General features: G+C 60.2%; 17 protein-coding genes. 10 read left to right on the top strand and 7 right to left on the bottom strand.

Annotated elements, in window-relative coordinates; translation table 11 throughout:
* Positions 1–496 precede the first annotated feature (496 nt).
* Both EFQ99_RS34095 and EFQ99_RS34090 read left to right on the top strand, forming a co-directional pair.
* Positions 497–1,333: an alpha/beta fold hydrolase gene (locus EFQ99_RS34095; RefSeq protein ID WP_342635438.1), complete on the top strand. Its 837-nt coding sequence runs from the start codon at positions 497–499 to the stop codon at positions 1,331–1,333.
* Between the two features lie 82 nt (positions 1,334–1,415).
* Entirely contained in the window at positions 1,416–2,093 is a 678-nt protein-coding gene (locus tag EFQ99_RS34090; protein WP_126925266.1) for a gamma-glutamylcyclotransferase, read from the top strand.
* Between the two features lie 20 nt (positions 2,094–2,113).
* Here EFQ99_RS34090 and EFQ99_RS34085 read toward each other — a convergent pair whose 3' ends face one another.
* Complete coding sequence (locus EFQ99_RS34085) at positions 2,114–3,013, bottom strand: LysR family transcriptional regulator (protein ID WP_126925262.1); 900 nt, start codon at positions 3,011–3,013, stop codon at positions 2,114–2,116.
* A 117-nt stretch (positions 3,014–3,130) separates the two neighbouring features.
* Between EFQ99_RS34085 and EFQ99_RS34080 the strand changes: the two genes are divergently transcribed.
* The 6 genes from EFQ99_RS34080 to EFQ99_RS34055 all read left to right on the top strand — a co-directional run bounded on the left by EFQ99_RS34080 (position 3,131) and on the right by EFQ99_RS34055 (position 9,559).
* Positions 3,131–4,063 carry a VOC family protein gene (locus EFQ99_RS34080; RefSeq protein ID WP_126925260.1) on the top strand — a complete coding sequence of 311 codons (933 nt, stop codon included), beginning with the start codon at positions 3,131–3,133 and terminating at the stop codon, positions 4,061–4,063.
* A 284-nt stretch (positions 4,064–4,347) separates the two neighbouring features.
* The gene (locus EFQ99_RS34075; protein ID WP_126925259.1) at positions 4,348–5,037 is read left to right on the top strand and encodes a hydrolase; all 690 of its coding nucleotides are present in this window, start codon (positions 4,348–4,350) and stop codon (positions 5,035–5,037) included.
* Between the two features lie 65 nt (positions 5,038–5,102).
* The gene (locus tag EFQ99_RS34070; protein WP_097614367.1) at positions 5,103–5,378 is read left to right on the top strand and encodes a XapX domain-containing protein; all 276 of its coding nucleotides are present in this window, start codon (positions 5,103–5,105) and stop codon (positions 5,376–5,378) included.
* Positions 5,378–7,360 (top strand): amidohydrolase, encoded by a 1,983-nt coding sequence (locus EFQ99_RS34065; RefSeq protein WP_126925257.1) that lies wholly within the window; start codon positions 5,378–5,380, stop codon positions 7,358–7,360. The genes EFQ99_RS34070 and EFQ99_RS34065 overlap by 1 nt, the downstream gene beginning before the upstream one ends.
* A gap of 160 nt (positions 7,361–7,520) precedes the next feature.
* On the top strand, positions 7,521–7,964 hold the full coding sequence (locus EFQ99_RS34060; protein ID WP_126925255.1) for a DoxX family protein: 444 nt from the start codon (positions 7,521–7,523) through the stop codon (positions 7,962–7,964).
* A complete protein-coding gene (locus tag EFQ99_RS34055; protein ID WP_126925253.1) occupies positions 7,961–9,559 on the top strand; it encodes an MFS transporter in 1,599 nt (532 codons plus the stop codon). The genes EFQ99_RS34060 and EFQ99_RS34055 overlap by 4 nt, the downstream gene beginning before the upstream one ends.
* A gap of 420 nt (positions 9,560–9,979) precedes the next feature.
* Here EFQ99_RS34055 and EFQ99_RS34050 read toward each other — a convergent pair whose 3' ends face one another.
* The 5 genes from EFQ99_RS34050 to zwf all read right to left on the bottom strand — a co-directional run bounded on the left by EFQ99_RS34050 (position 9,980) and on the right by zwf (position 16,139).
* A complete protein-coding gene (locus EFQ99_RS34050; RefSeq protein ID WP_126925251.1) occupies positions 9,980–11,752 on the bottom strand; it encodes an adenylate/guanylate cyclase domain-containing protein in 1,773 nt (590 codons plus the stop codon).
* Positions 11,753–11,859: 107 nt separating this feature from the next.
* Complete coding sequence (locus EFQ99_RS34045; RefSeq protein ID WP_125846466.1) at positions 11,860–12,132, bottom strand: hypothetical protein; 273 nt, start codon at positions 12,130–12,132, stop codon at positions 11,860–11,862.
* A gap of 414 nt (positions 12,133–12,546) precedes the next feature.
* A complete protein-coding gene (locus EFQ99_RS34040) occupies positions 12,547–13,584 on the bottom strand; it encodes a medium chain dehydrogenase/reductase family protein (protein WP_126925249.1) in 1,038 nt (345 codons plus the stop codon).
* 269 nt (positions 13,585–13,853) lie between these two features.
* Positions 13,854–14,561, bottom strand: a complete 708-nt coding sequence (locus tag EFQ99_RS34035) for a DUF938 domain-containing protein (protein WP_126925248.1) — start codon at positions 14,559–14,561, stop codon at positions 13,854–13,856.
* 117 nt (positions 14,562–14,678) lie between these two features.
* Entirely contained in the window at positions 14,679–16,139 is a 1,461-nt protein-coding gene (gene zwf, locus EFQ99_RS34030) for a glucose-6-phosphate dehydrogenase (RefSeq protein ID WP_245441636.1), read from the bottom strand.
* Positions 16,140–16,650: 511 nt separating this feature from the next.
* Between zwf and EFQ99_RS34025 the strand changes: the two genes are divergently transcribed.
* A complete protein-coding gene (locus EFQ99_RS34025) occupies positions 16,651–17,172 on the top strand; it encodes a SixA phosphatase family protein (RefSeq protein ID WP_126925244.1) in 522 nt (173 codons plus the stop codon).
* A 132-nt stretch (positions 17,173–17,304) separates the two neighbouring features.
* Positions 17,305–17,700 carry a hypothetical protein gene (locus tag EFQ99_RS34020; RefSeq protein ID WP_126925242.1) on the top strand — a complete coding sequence of 132 codons (396 nt, stop codon included), beginning with the start codon at positions 17,305–17,307 and terminating at the stop codon, positions 17,698–17,700.
* A gap of 243 nt (positions 17,701–17,943) precedes the next feature.
* Here the strand turns inward: EFQ99_RS34020 and EFQ99_RS34015 are convergent.
* Positions 17,944–18,657, bottom strand: a 714-nt coding sequence (locus EFQ99_RS34015; protein ID WP_164736492.1) for a septal ring lytic transglycosylase RlpA family protein, incomplete at its 5' end; no start/stop codon positions are given.

Raw genomic sequence — 18,657 nt, 5'->3', positions numbered from 1 at the left:
TCGTAGACGTTCCTCCATCACCGAAGTCTCTTTCCACGGCATCAACACCTCCCGCCAAAAAGCGAAAAGTGTTACCCATGTCTCCGGTACGAAACGTCACCTATCTCTCAGGTCGGGCAGACTTGCCATTGATCGTGAAATTGCCGCTGCCCGGCTGCCTTCGCCGCCGCGCCGATGGGATTTTACGCCCCGGCCCAGATCATCATCGGCGACGGGGATAATTGCGCCACGTGCAATAAAGTAGAAACGATTGATGCAATTGTGACCGGCGCCTTCTGACGGCATTATCCAAGCCGTCAGACGAACTCAGCGTCGCCTGAAGCTATCGAAAACGAAGTTCGCAGGACGCGAAATGACCGAAACCCTTTCTTCCATGACCCGCAGGAACATGCTGCTCTCCGCAGGTGCCGCCGCTGCAGTCATGACGATATCACCCTCTCTCAGCTTCGCAGCCAATACGGCTGCCGCCATCAATACCAGCGAAGGAACCAAGACAATGGCATACGTAACCACCAAGGACGGCGTCGAGATCTTCTACAAGGACTGGGGTCCCAAGGACGCTCAGCCGATCGTCTTCCATCACGGCTGGCCGTTGTCTTCGGACGACTGGGACGCACAGATGCTGTTCTTCCTCTCCAAGGGCTATCGTGTCGTCGCCCATGACCGTCGTGGCCACGGCCGCTCCGCACAGGTCTCGGAAGGTCACGACATGGATCACTATGCGGCGGACGCTTTCGCTGTTGTCGAAGCACTCGACCTGAAGAATGCCGTCCATATCGGCCACTCCACTGGCGGCGGTGAAGTCGCCCGCTATGTTGCCAACCACGGCCAGCCCTCAGGCCGCGTCGCCAAGGCGGTTCTTGTCTCCGCCGTCCCTCCGCTGATGCTGAAGACGGATGCCAATCCCGAAGGCCTGCCGATGGAAGTCTTCGACGGCTTCCGTTCCGCACTGGCCGCCAACCGCAGTCAGTTTTTCCGTGATGTTCCCGCTGGGCCGTTCTACGGTTTCAATCGGGATGGCGCGAAGGTTCAGGAAGGTGTTATCCAGAATTGGTGGCGGCAGGGAATGATGGGCGGCGCGAAGGCCCACTATGATGGCATCAAGGCCTTCTCCGAGACCGACCAGACGGACGACCTGAAGGCGATTACTGTTCCGACACTCGTCCTGCATGGCGAGGACGACCAGATCGTGCCGATCGCGGACTCAGCGCTGAAGTCCTCCAGGCTCCTGAAGAATGGCTCGCTCAAGACCTATCCGGGCTTTTCGCACGGGATGCTGACCGTCAATGCCGACGTGCTGAATGCCGATCTTCTGGCATTCGTCCAGTCCTGACCCAAATCTCGGAGCCGTGACACGGAAGAGGTCGCGGCTCCGATCCTGTTCTCTCCCTGCCCAACTTCGGAAACCGACAATGATGCTGCTAACTCCCGCCCTGGTTGCCCTGACGTTGCGAGACGTCCAGGACGATGGCCCGGAGCCGCGCTGGACGCCGCTTTCCGAAGTGGAACTCGACGATCTCGTCGATAGGCTCGAGCAGGAGGCAGGCAGCGATCCGATCTGGGTCTTCGCCTATGGCTCCCTGATCTGGAGCCCTGAGTTCGAAGCGACCGCCCGCGAGCGCGCGACTGCCTACGGCTGGCACCGCTCGTTTTCATTGAAGATCGAACGCTGGCGGGCAACCAGCGAGCAACCTGGCCTGATGATGGCTCTCGAGCGAGGCGGCCGATGTGATGGTGTCCTGCTGCGATTATCCGACGAGCGCCGCCGCAAGGATCTTCGTGTGCTCGTCGCGCGTGAGATCAGGTACCGCGAAGTCGCGGACATGGTCCGGTGGGTCCAGGTGCAGACTCATGAAGGCACACGGCGCGCCCTGACGTTTTGGGCAAGCACGAGGCGATCCGGTCTCACGCAGCCGCTGCCCATGGAATCCACCGCTACCCTCATCGCCAGTGCCTGCGGGCAGGGCGGATCTTGCGCGGAATACCTGCACAAAACGATCATCGATCTCGAGGCGGAAGGAATCCGCGACCGCAACCTCTGGCGCCTGCAGGCGCTCGTTGCAGAACGGATCAAAGCACAGCAAACGAACTGATATGTTCGCCTGGATTGGACTCAATCCAGCATGACCATATGCGCCGGAAGCTGCTCTTCAAAAAACTTGGAGAAGGAAGCGATCCGCGGCGGCAGGGCCTGGTAGGGCGGATAGTAAAGGGTCAACCACAAGTCCGGCGGTGCCCACCCCTTGAAGACGTGTGCGAGCCGCCCGGTACGAAGGTGCTCAGAAATGTTGAACCCTGGCAGCAAGGCGACACCTGCGCCATCCGCGGCCATATCGGCGAGCACTTCACCGTTGTTGGCGCTGAATGCCCGGCCAGCCGAAATCGTCATGCTCGATCCGCCATCCGACAGCACCCAGTTCTCACGTCGGCTTTCGCCGCTGTAGGCGAGGCAGTCGTCCGGTGTCAGTTCGTTCGGGTGTTGCATGTCGATGAACCTGCTCCCGGGAGCGGCAACCAGGATGCGCGGCACCACCCTGATCTTGCGCCAGATGGTGAACTTGTCCGACGGCTGCGACGAGATGCGGATCGCCAGATCGTAGTCGTCGTCAACGATATTTACCAATCCATCCGACAGCGAGATCTCAAAGCTCATCTTGGGATACCGTTCCTTGAACCCGGACAGGATCGGCGGCAGCACCGCCTTGCCAAACCACGTGGGCGCGCTGATCCGGAGCCGCCCCTCATCGGCCTTGTGGGCGTTCATCACCTCACGCCGTGCATCTTCGAGCGTCTTCACAGCGGGCTGGATCTGCGCGGCAAAGATCGCGCCGTCGGTCGTCAGTGATACCTGCCTCGTTGTGCGCACGAAGAGTTGTACGCCAAGTTCCGTCTCGAGCGCTGCGATGGCGCGCGTGACGGCCGCGGGAGTCATATCCAGCTCGCGGGCAACCTGGGCGAAGTTGCGTTTCTCGGCGGCGAGGAGAAAGGTTCTGAGGGCTTTGTAGTCGTTCATTTTATTGTTTCAAAAATTGCAATTCAATCAAAAGGAATATTGCAATTCTGCGCCATGATCAACGGCGCTACATTCATATCAACACTTGAACACCAACGCTTAACGAAAGGCATCGACATGATCAAGGACATCAAGGGACTGCATCACGTGACTTCGATGGCATCGGACGCGCGGCAGAACAACCGCTTCTTCACCGATACCCTGGGCCTGCGCCGCGTCAAGCAAACGGTCAACTTCGACGACCCAAGCGTCTACCACCTGTACTACGGTGACGAGACCGGCTCGGCTGGAACAGTGATGACCTACTTCCCGTTCCCGAACATGATGCTTGGCCGCCCCGGCGTGGGCGAAGTCGGCGAAACACAGTTCTCGGTGCCGAAGGGCTCGCTGAAGTTCTGGCAGGATCGCTTCACGGCTCAAGGCGTGGATGGTCTGGAACTCGACGCCGTCTTCGGTGCCAACCGGCTTCGCTTCATGGGCCCGGACGGCGACGGCCTTGCCCTGATCGAATCCTCCGACGACAAGCGGGCTCCGTGGGTGGCAGATGGAATTCCCGACGATGCGGCCATCCGCGGTTTCGCCGGCGCTCGCTTCAACCTTAACGACACCGCCGCGACCGAGGAACTGCTCGGCTTCATGGGCTATCAGCGCGCCGAGAAGGAAGGCGACGTGACCCGCTTCATCATCCCGAATGGCAACGGTGCGAACACCATCGATCTCGCAGCATTGCCGAAGACGCCTTTTGCGCGTCAGGGCGCAGGTTCGGTTCACCACATCGCGTTTGCCGTCGAAAACCGCGAGAGGCAGCTCGAGGTGCGCAAGGCCCTGATGGACACAGGTTACCAGGTCACGCCCGTCATCGACCGCGACTACTTCTGGGCCATCTATTTCCGCACACCGGGCGGAGTTCTGTTCGAAGTTGCCACGAACGAGCCAGGATTCAATCGGGATGAGGATACGGCACATCTCGGTGAGGCCCTCAAGCTCCCGACCCGATATGAGGATTACCGGGATCAGATCCAGGCCAACCTCGTCCCGCTGGCTGCCTGATGGAGCCATCAGTCGTGATATAGCGGAGAACTTGATGCGTCGCGATCCCTGACGTTAATTGTTGCAACGAATGCAATTCATTCGCAATTAATATTGCAATTCCGCGCTACCAAGCATCGCGATAGATTTTTATTCAGCAGCCAAGACAACGGGTGAGCGGCCCAAATGGAGCCAGCAATACTCCGAGGATTGCAGAACGAGCGTCGTGCCGCGGCGTCCGATCGACTGCTGCTGCCCATTTCTGACACCGCAGAAGCGGTCCAACCAACCGAAGAGGAATGACTATGTCCAAGCTCGAAGTTCTGACCCCGGCAAACAGCCAGCTCATCTTCATCGACCAGCAGCCGCAGATGGCGTTCGGCGTTCAGTCGATCGATCGCCAGACGCTGAAGAACAACGTCGTCGGTCTCGCCAAGGCCGCCAAGATCTTCAACGTCCCGACCACGATCACCACGGTCGAAACGCAGTCCTTCTCGGGCAACACCTTCCCGGAACTGCTCGCCGTATTCCCGGAGGACGATATCCTCGAGCGCACCTCGATGAATTCCTGGGACGATCAGAACGTCCGTGACGCGCTGGCAAAGAACGCCGCCAACGGTCGCAAGAAGATCGTCGTCTCCGGTCTGTGGACTGAGGTCTGCAACACGACCTTTGCGCTCTCGGCTCTCCACGATGTCCCGGATTACGAAATCTACATGGTTGCGGACGCATCCGGCGGCACATCGGTGGACGCCCACAAATACGCGATGGACCGCATGGTGCAAGCCGGCATCATCCCGGTCACCTGGCAGCAGGTTCTGCTCGAATGGCAGCGCGACTGGGCACGCAGGGAAACCTATGAGGCGGTCACTACGCTCGTGAAGGAGCATTCCGGCGCGTACGGCATGGGCATCGATTACGCCTACACGATGGTTCACGACGCAGAGGAACGCGTCAAGCACGGCAAGCGCATCGGCCCGAACCCCGCAAAGTAAAGGCCCGATCAGGCCGCTCCGATAACCCCGTCGGAGCGGCTTTTTCCGCAACCGGAGAACATCCCATGAAAGTCTATCTCCTATCGCTTGGCGCAGGCCTGCTTGTCGGCATCGTCTACAGTCTGCTCAATGTCCGATCCCCCGCGCCACCTGTCATTGCTCTGGTCGGCCTTCTCGGCATTCTGGTCGGCGAGCAGATCCTCCCGCTCGCGAAGGCGCTTTGGACAAAGGAGCCTGCGGCCATTTCCTGGATCCATCAGATCAAGCCGCACGTGTTCGGTCACTTGCCGAAGGGCAGTATCGAGATTGCCCATCAGGCGAAGGCCGAGGAGCGGAGCTGATGACGACGCGTCGATCCTTTCTTGGAGGCGCATCGAGCCTGGCGTTCTCGAACCTCTTCTCCCCAGCAAAAGCCGCCAATCCCAACCCGACCGGAGCAGACACCATGCATCCCGACCTGATCCTCCACAATGGCCGCGTGACGACCCTTGACCGGACCAATCCGAATGCGACGGCGATCGCCATCAAGGATGGGCTGTTTCTGGAAGTCGGATCCGACAGCGAGATCATGGCGCTGGCTGGTTCTGGCACCAAGATCGTCGACCTCAAGGGCAGGCGTGTTCTGCCCGGCCTGATCGACAACCATACCCACGTCGTTCGCGGTGGCCTGAACTACAACATGGAGCTGCGCTGGGACGGCGTGCGCTCGCTCGCCGATGCGATGGACATGCTGAAGCGCCAGGTGGCGATCACGCCCGCGCCGCAATGGGTGCGCGTCGTCGGCGGCTTCACCGAATATCAGTTTGCGGAAAAGCGCCTCCCGACAATCGAGGAGATCAACGCTGTCGCGCCCGACACGCCCGTGTTCCTTCTGCACCTTTATGACCGTGCCCTGCTCAACGGCGCCGCTCTCCGCGCAGTCGGCTACACCCGTGACACGCCGAACCCGCCCGGCGGCGAGATCACCCGGGATGCCAACGGCAACCCGACGGGCATGCTGCTGGCCAAGCCGAATGCGGGCATTCTCTACTCGACGCTTGCCAAGGGCCCGAAGCTTCCTTTGGACTATCAGGTCAACTCGACCCGCCACTTCATGCGCGAACTGAACCGCCTTGGAGTGACAGGCGTGATCGACGCGGGTGGTGGTTTCCAGAACTATCCTGACGACTACGAGGTCATTCAGAAGCTGTCCGACGAGAACCAGATGACGGTCCGGCTGGCCTACAACCTCTTCACCCAGAAGCCGAAGGAAGAGAAGCAGGACTTCCTGAAGTGGACGCAGTCGGTCAAATACAAGCAGGGCAACGATTACTTCCGACACAACGGCGCCGGCGAGATGCTTGTGTTCTCCGCAGCCGATTTTGAAGACTTCCGGCAGCCCCGTCCGGAAATGGCCCCGGAGATGGAAGGCGAGCTGGAAGAGGTCGTCCGCGTCCTGGCGGAAAACCGCTGGCCATGGCGTCTGCATGCCACCTATGACGAGACGATCTCTCGCGCCCTCGACGTGTTCGAGAAGGTCAACAAGGACATTCCGCTCGAAGGACTGAACTGGTTCTTCGACCATGCCGAAACCATCTCGGATCGCTCTATCGACCGTATCGCCGCACTCGGCGGTGGCATCGCCACGCAGCACCGCATGGCCTACCAGGGCGAATACTTCGTTGAGCGGTACGGTCACGGCGTGGCTGAGGCTACGCCGCCAATCCGTCGCATGCTCGAGAAGGGCGTGAACGTATCGGCCGGCACCGATGCCACCCGCGTTGCTTCCTACAATCCGTGGGTCTCGCTGTCGTGGATGGTGACTGGCAAGACGGTCGGCGGTATGCAGCTCTATCCGCGCGCCAACTGCCTCGATCGCGAGACGGCGCTGCGCATGTGGACGGAAAAGGTCACGTGGTTCTCCAACGAGGAAGGCAAGAAGGGCCGTATCGAGAAGGGCCAGTTCGCCGATCTGGTGGTGCCGGATAAGGACTTCTTCTCCTGCGCCGAGGACGAGATCTCCTTCCTCGTATCGGAACTGACCGTGGTCGGCGGCAAGATCGTCTATGGGGCAGGCGATTTCAAGACGCTCGATGAGAGCGACATCCCGCCCGCGATGCCCGACTGGTCGCCTGTCCGCAGGTTCGGCGGTTACGCCGCCTGGGGTGAACCGGAAGGCGCGGGCGCCCGCTCATTGCGTCGCACCGCGATCTCCACATGCGGATGCGCCAATGATTGCGGCGTGCACGGCCACGACCACGCCGGAGCCTGGACATCCAAGCTGCCGATCGCCGACATCAAGGGTTTCTTCGGCGCTCTCGGGTGCTCCTGCTGGGCTGTCTGAGCGACCTTTAGTTCGGGTGGCACAGTCACCCGAACATCATTCCATCATTACCGATTTCGCAATTAAATCGAAACCATTGCTGCAATTGTTGGAATGGCAGTAGGCGGCCAATATCACTCCATCAAACGCAGCCGCTCGCGGCGAACATGCAGGAGCAGATATGACCTACCAAACCCAAATGTCCAACCCCGGTCGGAGCGGTCTGGCCCGCATCGTCGGCTCGCCAATCGTGCGGACGATGTCACTGCTGGCTCTTTGCGCAGCCTACATCCAGGGGCCGCTCACCAAGATCCTGGACTTCAATGGTGCCTTGGCCGAAATGGATCATTTCGGCCTGCACCCGGCCGCGTTCTTCGCAGTCGCCGTCATCGTGTTCGAGCTGACGGCCTCGGCCATGGTCATCACCGGTTTCCTGCGCTGGGCCGGCGCGCTCGCGCTATCCGTCTTCACACTTCTGGCCACCTTCATCGCCCTTCGCTTCTGGGAAATGACGCCTGGTATGGACCGCATGATGGCGACCAACGCCTTCTTTGAACATCTCGGCCTTGCTGGCGCATTCGTCTTCGTCGCCGCATTCGACCTCACGAAGGGAACAGGCAGATGAGCGCCGCGAAAACATCCGAGGGAACCTTTGCGCCCCTTGCCCAGCCTGTCTTCGCGGTCCTCTGGATCGCCACCGTGATTGGCAATACCGGAAGCTTCATGCGCGATGTCGCAAGCTCCTGGCTGATGACGGATCTTTCGGCATCGCCGGCCGCGGTCGCCATGGTCCAGGCGGCCGGAACCCTGCCGATTTTCCTGCTTGCCATTCCGGCAGGCGTCCTCACCGACATCCTCGATCGCCGCAAGTTCCTGATCGCCGTCCAGGTGCTACTGGCCTCCGTCAGCATTTCGCTGATGCTCCTCTCGCAGACGGGCATGCTCTCGGTCAGCGCTCTGATCGGGTTGACGTTCCTCGGCGGCATTGGGGCCGCGCTGATGGGGCCGACCTGGCAGGCAATCGTGCCGGAATTGGTGAAGCGCGAGGACGTGAAGAGCGCGGTGGCCCTGAACTCGCTCGGCATCAACATCGCTCGCTCCATCGGCCCTGCTGCGGGCGGCCTGCTTCTCGCAGCCTTTGGCGCGGGGATCACCTATGGCGCGGACGTTGCCAGCTACATCGTGGTGATCGCAGCGCTCGTCTGGTGGCCGCGCGCCAAGAACGCAAACGACGCTCTCCAAGAAAACTTCTTTGGCGCGTTTCGAGCCGGACTTCGCTACACGCGCTCGAGCACGCCACTGCATGTCGTCCTCCTGCGCGCCGCGATCTTCTTCGCCTTCGCCAGCGCCGTCTGGGCTCTTCTCCCGCTCGTTGCCCGCCAGCTGCTCGGTGGTGATGCGAGCTTCTACGGTATCCTGCTCGGTGCAGTCGGTGCAGGTGCGATCGGCGGGGCACTGGTTATGCCTGAGCTGCGCCAACGCCTGAGTTCCGACGGCCTGCTTCTCGGCGCGGCGGTGATCACCGCAGCCGTCATGGGAGTCCTTGCTCTCGCGCCACCGAAGTGGGTCGCCATCATCGTCCTTCTCTTCCTCGGTGGTGCATGGATCACCGCCCTGACAACGCTCAACGGCACTGCGCAGTCCGTCCTTCCCAACTGGGTGCGCGGTCGTGGTCTTGCCGTCTACCTGACCGTCTTCAACGGTGCGATGACTGCCGGAAGTCTTGGTTGGGGTGCGGTCGGCCAGGCTGTCGGCATCCAGTCCACCTTGATCGTCGGGGCCATCGGCCTGCTTATCGCCGGATTCATCATGCACCGCGTGAAGCTTCCGGCCGGCGATGCCGACCTGGTGCCGTCGAACCACTGGCCCGAGCCTCTTGTCGCCGAACCCGTTGCTCATGACCGTGGCCCGGTTTTGATCCTGATCGAGTACAAGATCGAGACACAGCACCGGAGTGCATTCCTGCATGCCCTCGACCATCTTTCCAAGGAGCGCCGCCGGGACGGTGCCTACGGATGGGGTGTTACCGAGGACTCGGCCGACCCGGAGAAGATCGTGGAGTGGTTCATGGTTGAATCCTGGGCGGAACATCTTCGCCAGCACAAGCGGGTTTCCAACGCCGACGCCGACTTGCAGAGCAAGGTGCTGGCCTACCATGTCGGTCCCGATAAGCCGGTTGTCCGCCACTTCCTGGCGATCAATCGACCCTGGGCGGCGTGACGTATAAATTAAGGGTGGCGGCGACGGCCGTCACCCGACATGTGATCTTGAAAACTGGGCTGATCCTCATCTGAGTGTCACGACCCAAATTGACGATGCATGCAGCGACGATGATCGTCGCGCGTTCACTGTCGTAGGCGAACGAGGGCGCTCCCGATGGTGGGTTGAGCGCCCTCGGCGTGTCAGGAGGAGTCGCGCTCCTCAAGAAGGTGCAGGGCGGTGACGAGTACGAAGTAGCTTTGCAATGAGGTTTCGACCAAGGACTAAGTCCTTGTATGAAGGATTCGAAAATGGCTGAGCTGCCAGGCGGCGGAAACAGCGTTCCCACGTTGGGCGGACCTGGATGCGCCAGATTCGCAAACCCCAATGTGGTCCGACCTCCGTGAAGCCCCGGGGCTCTCCTTCACTCGGGCTTCGCCTTCAGTCAGGGAGTCCGACCTTGGCGAAACCGTCCCTGATCCTGTCCGCATCGGCGGGATTAGTGAACGGCAGACGTCCCATGTGGCCAGCGAACGAGTATTTCGGGTTGACCTTCTTTAGCTCCGCCCAGACCCGCCGCGCCTCCTCGATCTCGCCGAGGTGACCGAGCGCTGCAATCAGGAAGCCCCGCGACAAGTCAGTGTCGGATACCAGTCGGATGCGCTGACGGAAGGCTTCGACGGCCTTCTCGTACTGCCCGGCAACAAGGTGGGCCGAACCGATGAAATGCCAGTACAAGTGGCCAACTAACGGGTCGAGACGCATGGCGCGCTCAATGTCTGGAATCGCGTCGAGCGGCGCACCACCATAGATCTTTGCGAACGCGCGCATGCCCATGGCGAGCACAAAATTTGGGTTGAGCGCCAGTGACGTCTCTGCTTCCTTAGTACACCCGGCCAGGTCGCGTTCCCAGAATTTCACCAACGCAGCTATATAGTGCGCGTAAGGAAGGTCGGGCCCCTTTTCAAGCGCCAGCTTGACGAAGTGGGCTGAGAGTTGCTTGCTGTCGGTCCTTCCGCTGTAATTGTTCTGGAAGTCGCGATTGTAGGCATGAGCAAGGCCGGCGTAAGGCTCGGCATAATCGGCATCGAGCTCGATCGCCCGGGTGAAGCAGCCAACGGCAAGCTCGAACATTTTCTTGGTGCTCTGCGTACCCAACAAGGCCTCTCGCCCGCGCAGGAACAGATCGTGCGCCTCCATGCTTTCTGTCGGCGTTTGCACAATGCGCGCCGATTCCGCTGGTGTCAGGGTCACCCTAAGGGCCTCGACGATGCGGCGCGTAACCTCGTCCTGGAGCGCGAAAATGTCGGTGAGGTCGCGATCGTAGCGATCCGCCCACAAATGCGTGCCGCTGGCAGCGTCGATGAGCTGTGCAGTGATCCGCACCCGGTTGCCGGCGCGGCGGATTGAACCCTCCAGCACAGCCGTCACGCCGAGTTCGCGCCCCACGGTACGGATGTCCACACTCTTGCCCTTATAGGTGAAGCTGGAATTTCGGGCGATGACCAGGAGCCCGGCGATCTTGGAAAGATCGGTGATGATGTCCTCGCTTATGCCGTCGGAGAAATACTCCTGCTGGGGGTCCCCGGACATGTTGTCGAACGGCAGTACGGCGATCGAAGCCTGCTCGCGGCGCGCCGCAGCCGGTTCACCAGCCAACAGTCGCAGCTCTCTTGCGACCGAATCGCTGTTAGGGTGCCATCTCCACACCCGGATCGGTCGGTCGATGTTCTTCACTGTCACCTCGCCGCCGTCCTTGAACGCAACGTCGACTCGTCTGCCGACGCTCTCATTGACGATCGAGGCGATGCATATCCCCCCAGGCTCGGCGATGCTTTCAAGGCGCGCAGCAACGTTGACGCCGTCACCGTAGATGTCGTCTCCGTCGATGATGACGTCGCCAAGGTTGACCCCGATCCTGAGCGTGACGCCCTTGCCGCTCGGCTCGTCCTGCTCCTTGACGGCGCGCTGGATGGCGATCGCGCATTTGACGGCGTCAACCACGCTGGAAAACTCCACCAGCGTGCCGTCGCCGATGAGCTTCACGACCCGGCCGTTATGCTCGGTGACGGCGGGATTGAACAATGCCTCGCGATGGCGTTTGAGGGCAGCCAGTGTACCCCTCTCGTCCGCGCCCATCATTCGCGAATAGCCAACGACGTCCGCGGCGAGGATTGCCGCAAGTCGTCGGTCGGACTGGACTCTTTCGGCCATGTACCAATTCCTATTCGATAGTCATGGCGGATCTCGGCGGACCGTCTCAGTTCCGCGCCAGCGAAGTTTGAACAGGCCCTGCGAAGGAGCTTATATCGGCGGAGCGATTACCCCTTCGATTCGACGAGGATCACCAGAGATTCCGGCACCACCCCGTCGAAGGCCATGGCATCGGCGGCCGCCTTGCTCTGCATCGCCGCCTGCAAGGCATCAATATCCGGAACGTCCATCATCACCGCAACGCGAGTCGGATCTTGAGGGTCAACAAACGTTCGGATGTTGGTCACCCCGAGCGGACCGAAAAGCTCCTTGCGCTTCGGTGAGGTAAGCCAGTGTTGCGCGCCCTTTGTGATGTCGTGATAGCCAATAATTGTCGGCATAACATCCTCCCTGCGACGACATCGACGGCCGGATCAAGGCCGCGGGTCTCGCAATGCTACGGTGCGCTCTTTTTGTCGGGCTGTAAATTGTCGCGTCAGGGCGCGGGAATGGTTGAGCAAGGGCTCAGACACAGATGATAAAGATCGCCAGGGTCGTCACTCAGTTGCTGCCGTCTCGGGAACGTCGGCCAACTGCCGGAAGGACCCTTGCCCAAGAAGGCCAGGCGCAGCTGCACAGGACCGGGAATGACCGAAGCGGGTCAATTCGAGCTAAGGCCGATCCCAGACCTTGGCGGCAAGAACTCGGATGTCCGCATTTCCTGTTGGGTGTCCAAGTAGCGGACGGTCGGCCATCGATCCCGTGGCGGAAATGATTTCCGTTTACCATTTCGGTCACTCAGACCGCGTTGACAGTTATCTGGAAGCCGCCATCAGCACGAGCTTGCCTTTGACGCCTCCCTGACCGAGCAGCTCCTGGGCGCGACGAGCCTCGGTCAAGGGCATCCGTTCGGCCACCATCGGCTTGATCTTCCCATCGCGAAGCAGCTCGAGTAAGGCGCCGAGATCATCGCGGAACCAAGCGAGCTTCCACCGTTTCAAATATTGTATGCTGTAAGGGAGTATGCGTCGTCGTCCTGGCGAAACGAAAGCGCGGACCGCGTACCACGCAGGTCGCAATATCCCGCGAAGACGATAACGTAAGCCCTCTGCCAGTTGGCCCTTCTGCAGAAATGAAGTGAAGCCATAGGCTATGACGCGGCCACCAGGCCTCAGAGTCCGAAACGAACGCCAGACATTGGCTTCGCCGACCCCGTCGAAGACGACATCCACGCCGTCGTTTGTCAGGCGATGGATCTCTTTGACGAAGTCGGCCCTCTCGTAGTCGATCGGCGTGGCCCCGAGATCGGATACGATCTGGTGAGCTGCAAGAGATGCAGTCCCATACATCTCCAGACCTGCCAGGCGGCCGAGTTGCAGCAGAGCCGTGCCCACTCCGCCGGCCGCGCCATGAATAAGGACCCGTTGTCCCGGTGAGGCATGCCCAAGCCGATGCATCATCTGATAGGCCGTAACGTAGTTCAGCACGAGGCTAACTGCCTCGGCGGGATCAACACCTGTGGGAACCGGAATGAGTTCATCTTCCGGCAGGCAGATGAACTGGGCGTAGCCACCATGAACGGGCAGCGCCGCAACCATTTTACCAACCATCGAATGGGACGCTCTCTCTCCGGCCTCGTCAACGATGCCTACAATGTCCCATCCTGGCGTGAATGGCAGGATGGTCTTTTCCGGATGAATCCCCTCCCGCATCAATAGCTCTGCGAAGGAGACGCCGGCGGCGATTGTTCGCACCCGCAGCTCACCCGATGCCGGATGGGGCGCGTCTTCCTCCACGATCTCCAGAGCTTCAGGTCCGCCATAGTGGCGAACAACGACCCGCAGAGACTTCATTGGCAGGCTCGGTCCAGATTGGACTCCTCCACTGAGGCAACCTCAGACAATAAAGTACCGCACGCCGGTATGAAGCGACTTGCTCCAGATCAAACCCACGTCGTCTCGGTTTCCAAGAGCGCAACGTCGGCTCTCGATCGCGCGAATTTCGGTTCGATCACACCGCCCCTCGCAGTGCGTCTGTAGCATTCCGCCTTCGGGCCGCGTTCTAGCACATACCGCACGTTCCTCGGATCGACCTCGAACGGCAGCAAAGGGCCCGAATGCTGTTATAGGCCCACGTCTCTTTCGCGCCCGCTTGCCGTCCAGGCACTACTGCTGGAGAAGACCAGTAACATATTGTTGGTAGGCATCTCGATCGTCTCGCGGAGATTAAGTCCAGCGGCCTCACCCACGTGTTCAAGATCAGTGATATCACGCACACCCCAGGATGGGTTGCGTTCCTTTAGGGCCGCATCAAAAGCAGCGTTCGAGGGGGCGTTGTGTGCCCCGTCGCGCATGAATGGGCCGTAGAGAAGAAGAAGCCCACCAGCACGAAGCAAACGGCCAGCTCCTGCGAACAATCCTAAGCTTGCCGCCCATGGCGCGATATGGATCATATTGATAGACACGATGGCGTCAAAATGCCCCGTTTGTTCAACGCCCCATTGTCCTGAGCACACATCAAAATCCCGCGGTGCCAGCACATTCTTCAGCCCTGCGAATGTGATCCAGCTGGACGTGCTGGTGCGGGCGTCGGCATCCGGATCGCTCGGCTGCCAGGTGAGGTTGGGCATTGCTCCCGCAAAACACACGGCGTGCTCGCCGGTCCCGCATCCAATCTCCAGCACGGCGCCATGTGTTGGAAGGACACGTTTTAGGACCGCGAGGATCGGCGCCGAATTTCGCGCAACGGAAGGCGAGAACATGCGCTGGTCGGCGCTTACGTCGCGCTGTTCCAGCGCAACAGGCGAACGGTCCTTCTTCTCTGAGGGCATTGGCCTTGAATCCCCCTTGGGCGATGTCTCCCACCCTATATCTAAAATGATGGGACTGAAACCAAGGATTTCGGACTTACGAAAGGGGGGGCGTCGGCGCGATCCAACTACTGACCGTCAATCACGCTTTGCGGCATCCCTCCAGGCGCGCTCGAACGGTAGGCGCCAAGCATGCGGGGCAATGAGTTGGTGGATCGACTTCGGCCCCCAGCCGCCCTGGTCGTAGAGGCGTACGGGCGGCGGGTTATCGAGGAGAGGTTGAGAAACCTCCCAGAGCCGCTCAATACCCTCGGCCGTGGTGAACAACGTGTGGTCACCGCGCATGGCGTCGAGGATCAGACGCTCATAGGCCTCGAGGACTTCGCCAATCAGGCCCGTTTCGCTCATGGCGAATTGCAGCGAGAGCTTGTCGAGCCGGAAGCCCGGTCCAGGGCGCTTGCCATAGAAGGAAAGCGAGACCTTGGAGGCATCGGCAAGGTCGAAGGTGAGGTGGTCAGGACCCTGGGCCCCCACCCCAGAGCCGGCAGGGAACATCGATTTCGGGGGCTCGCGGAACGCGATCGAAATAATGCGCTGACCCTCGGCCATGCGCTTGCCGGTACGCAGGTAGAAGGGCACGCCAGCCCAGCGCCAGTTGTCGATGGCGCATTCTAGCGCGATGAAGGTGTCAGTGTCGCTTTCGGGATCGACGCCAGGCTCATTGCGGTAGCCGATGTATTGACCGCGCACCACGTTGCGCGGCTCAATCGGCAACATGGAGCGGAACACCTTGTTCTTCTCTTCCGAGATTGGCGCAGGCTCAAGAGCAGTGGGCGGCTCCATCGCCATAAAGGCAAGGATTTGAAAGAGGTGGGTCACTACCATGTCACGATAGGCGCCGGTGGTCTCGTAAAAGGCGGCGCGGGTCGAAAGGCCGAGTGTCTCCGGAACGTCGATTTGCACATGGTCGATGAAGTTGCGGTTCCAGATTGGCTCGAACAGGCCATTGGCAAATCGGAAGGCCAGGATGTTTTGCGCCGGCTCCTTGCCGAGGAAATGGTCGATGCGGAATATCTGCTTCTCGTCGAACACTTCGTGTAACTTCTTGTTCAGTGCAACGGCACTGGCAAGGTCCGTGCCGAAGGGCTTTTCCATGATGATACGGGAGCGTTCGGTCAGCTTAGCCTGGGCGAGGAGTTGCACGGCCAGAAGGGCGGCACTTGGTGGCACGGATAAATAATGCACGCGCCGCGTCTCGGCGCCCAGTGCTTCCTCGGCCCTCTCGACCGCCTCCTTGAGAGCATTGGCGCCGGCAGCGAGCGGGACATAATCGAGCGATGCGGCAAACGCTTCCCATTCGGACTGCGAGAACTTGCGAGTCAAGAACTTGTCCAGCGAGTCACGGGCGATGGTGCGGAAGGCATCGGCATCGATGTCGTCGAGCGAAACGCCGATAATGCGGCACCCTGGGATGAAGCCCGCATTGGTGAGGTGGAACAGCCCAGTCAGCAGCTTGCGCCTTGAGAGGTCGCCCGTTGCGCCGACAAGCACAACGACCTGTGGATAGCCGGGGCCAACCCGAGTTGAATTCTTGCGCAAAACCCTCGTCCTCAAGTCTTCCGTTGTACCTTGGGGATGGAGGTCGGCCCCAGCTCCGCGCTGCCGCGGAGCGGCTATCTTCGTGCCTGATGCCATGACGTTGAATCTCACCCCTCAAAGGTTAAATAGAGGCATGGATCGAGCAGCAGAGCAAGGGGGCGGTAATACCATCCCGAACTGCCGCGTCTTAGCGACTTCGGTCGCGCGGGGCGGTTAACCGTCGAACCTTGCCGCGCATTAAGGACAACAGGATTGCCACGAATTCGAACCCTATCAAGGCGGCCATCTCAGCGAGGTCGAGCTTGAATTCGATTTCGACAGGACGCGCTCCACGTCCAATCGAGCATCGCCAACGCCGAAATCCGCAGGATGATCAGGGTGCGCATGAAACAACTGGACCTGCCAGTGGCATACGCCTAGTTTGCGAGCTGTATCGGAGGCCCTTCATGCTCCAGGAACCAACCCGAAACGACCGATGACATCGGCCTCGCGATAAAATGACGCTGAACCCATGCTGCCGAAACACCGCCTCATCTTTCTGCGCCACGCCAAATCCGCTTGGCCCGACGGTGCGGCCGACCTTGAACGGCCATTGGCGGATCGCGGGCGCAAGGCAGCACCGGTGATCGGCGCCTATATGGCGCGCGAGAAGCTGATCCCCGATCTCGCCCTCATCTCGCCGGCCCGCCGGGCGCAGGAAACCTGGAAGTTCGTCCGCAGGGCCCTTTCGAAAAAGGTCTCCGAACGCGAGGCGGCGGATATCTACGAGGTGTCGGCAGAGCGCATCCTCGATGTGATCTGGGCCGTTGAACCTGGCATCCGCACGCTGCTCATCGTCGGCCACAATCCCGGCATGGAGAATGCGGCCTCGCTTATCGTGGCGGACGGCGATGCCGATGCGGTCGGACGAATGCGGGAGAAGTTCCCGACGGCGGGACTTGCCGTCATCGACCTCGATCTCGACGGATGGGACGAGATTGCGGCTGGCACCGGTTATCTCGCACGGTTCGTAACCCCGCGATCCTTGGGATAATCAAGCCACTTTCCGGTTTGAATTTGGTGGACATGGTGCGCGGCGCTGATTCTACCCCGGTTAAGAACGGGCCGTTGACATCAACCGGCTGGAAACTACAATCTTTGATTGCCAAAGAATGGAGGCTGACCAGTGAAAAATCAGGTGCTCGGGGACTACCTTATCTTTCTCGTGCCCGCGTTTGTCATTCCGTTGGGCTTGTACCTCACGGATGAGACCTCGTCGCCGACCACACTGTTCAAGCTTGGCTTGCTGTTTCCACTCTTTTTGCTTGCGATGAAGGGACTGGCTGGTTTCTTTCCACCCGAGAACCTGCGGGAACGATCCGTAGCCCGAATAGCTGAATACGCTATCCTTCAGGGCTTGGTTTTTGCAGCATTTATGTCGATGTTCGGCGGCTTTATGCAACCCGAGTTGCAGTCCAGCTTCCTCTCGACGTTGGGCCAGTTTGCATTCGCTGCCGTGCCGGTGGCTGCTTTCCACTTTGTATCGGCGCTGAATGCACAAAAGAAGCTGGGTGCCTCCTGAATCATCGGACGGCCTTCGAGCGCAAAATTCTGCTCCCGCCGGCACACAAGCCGAGAATGACGAGGTCGGGATGGTCGAGATGTCGACGGTCCGCTCGGACATACACTGGCAAAAAATGCCACAGCTCATCACAGACACCCAATCTACAGAAAGCGGCCCGGGATCATTCGCGTTCAAGCGGGGGAAGCGATAACTGGTTTAGCTATGCTGAACGGGGCGCGACCTCCGTTGCCGACGCCGTCCTCACCCGATTGTTGGATGATAGCATTTGGAACGCCTGACGGATCGGTGGCCTCTTAGTCGAGAGCGGCGTCGCTTTATGAAGACAACCACCGTCAGACGCACATTGCGATTGACACCCGGCAAAGGGAGAGCCTGAACCTCGCAGGAGTCGCGCTCACGGTCATCACCATCCTTGCGCAAGCAGTATCTTTGTTGCGGCATCGATGGAGCGTATTCGGGCGTCCGCTCAAAGGTAGTAGGGCCGATCTCAGGTAACATCACGAGTTGCCCGAATGTCTGGAACGCAGCCGCGATTGTCGCTGTCTGGTAGGAGGCGCTTGGCATATTGCCGGCAAGGTTGGTCTGTGTGGACCAGAGGGACTGGCCGTGACGCCGCAAATGATCGCCGGTCGGCTGGTTCGAGGCTAACATCGCGTCGGTCGCGATCTGAGGCTCTGGTTTGATGTCCGGGCGGCGATCACCTTTCCTGACGTAGGAGGCCATTAGAAAAGGCATATCATGTCCGTCCGAGCGGGCGCGACCTACATACTGGACCCGAACATAGGCCGTGCCATGGTGCTTCAGGTCCAGCAAATCTGCTGCCTTGCTGGAAACATCGATGATGCGGCCCTTATGGTAGGGACCGCGATCGTTAACACGCACGATGAGCGAAGAACCGTTTTCAAGATTGGTCACCCGCACGTAGCTGGGCAAAGGAAGGGTGGGATGCGCGGC

It is taken from the genome of Rhizobium vallis, from assembly GCF_003985155.1.
Classification (GTDB): Bacteria; Pseudomonadota; Alphaproteobacteria; order Rhizobiales; family Rhizobiaceae; genus Rhizobium; species Rhizobium vallis.
This window is presented reverse-complemented; position numbering and strand designations above follow the sequence as displayed.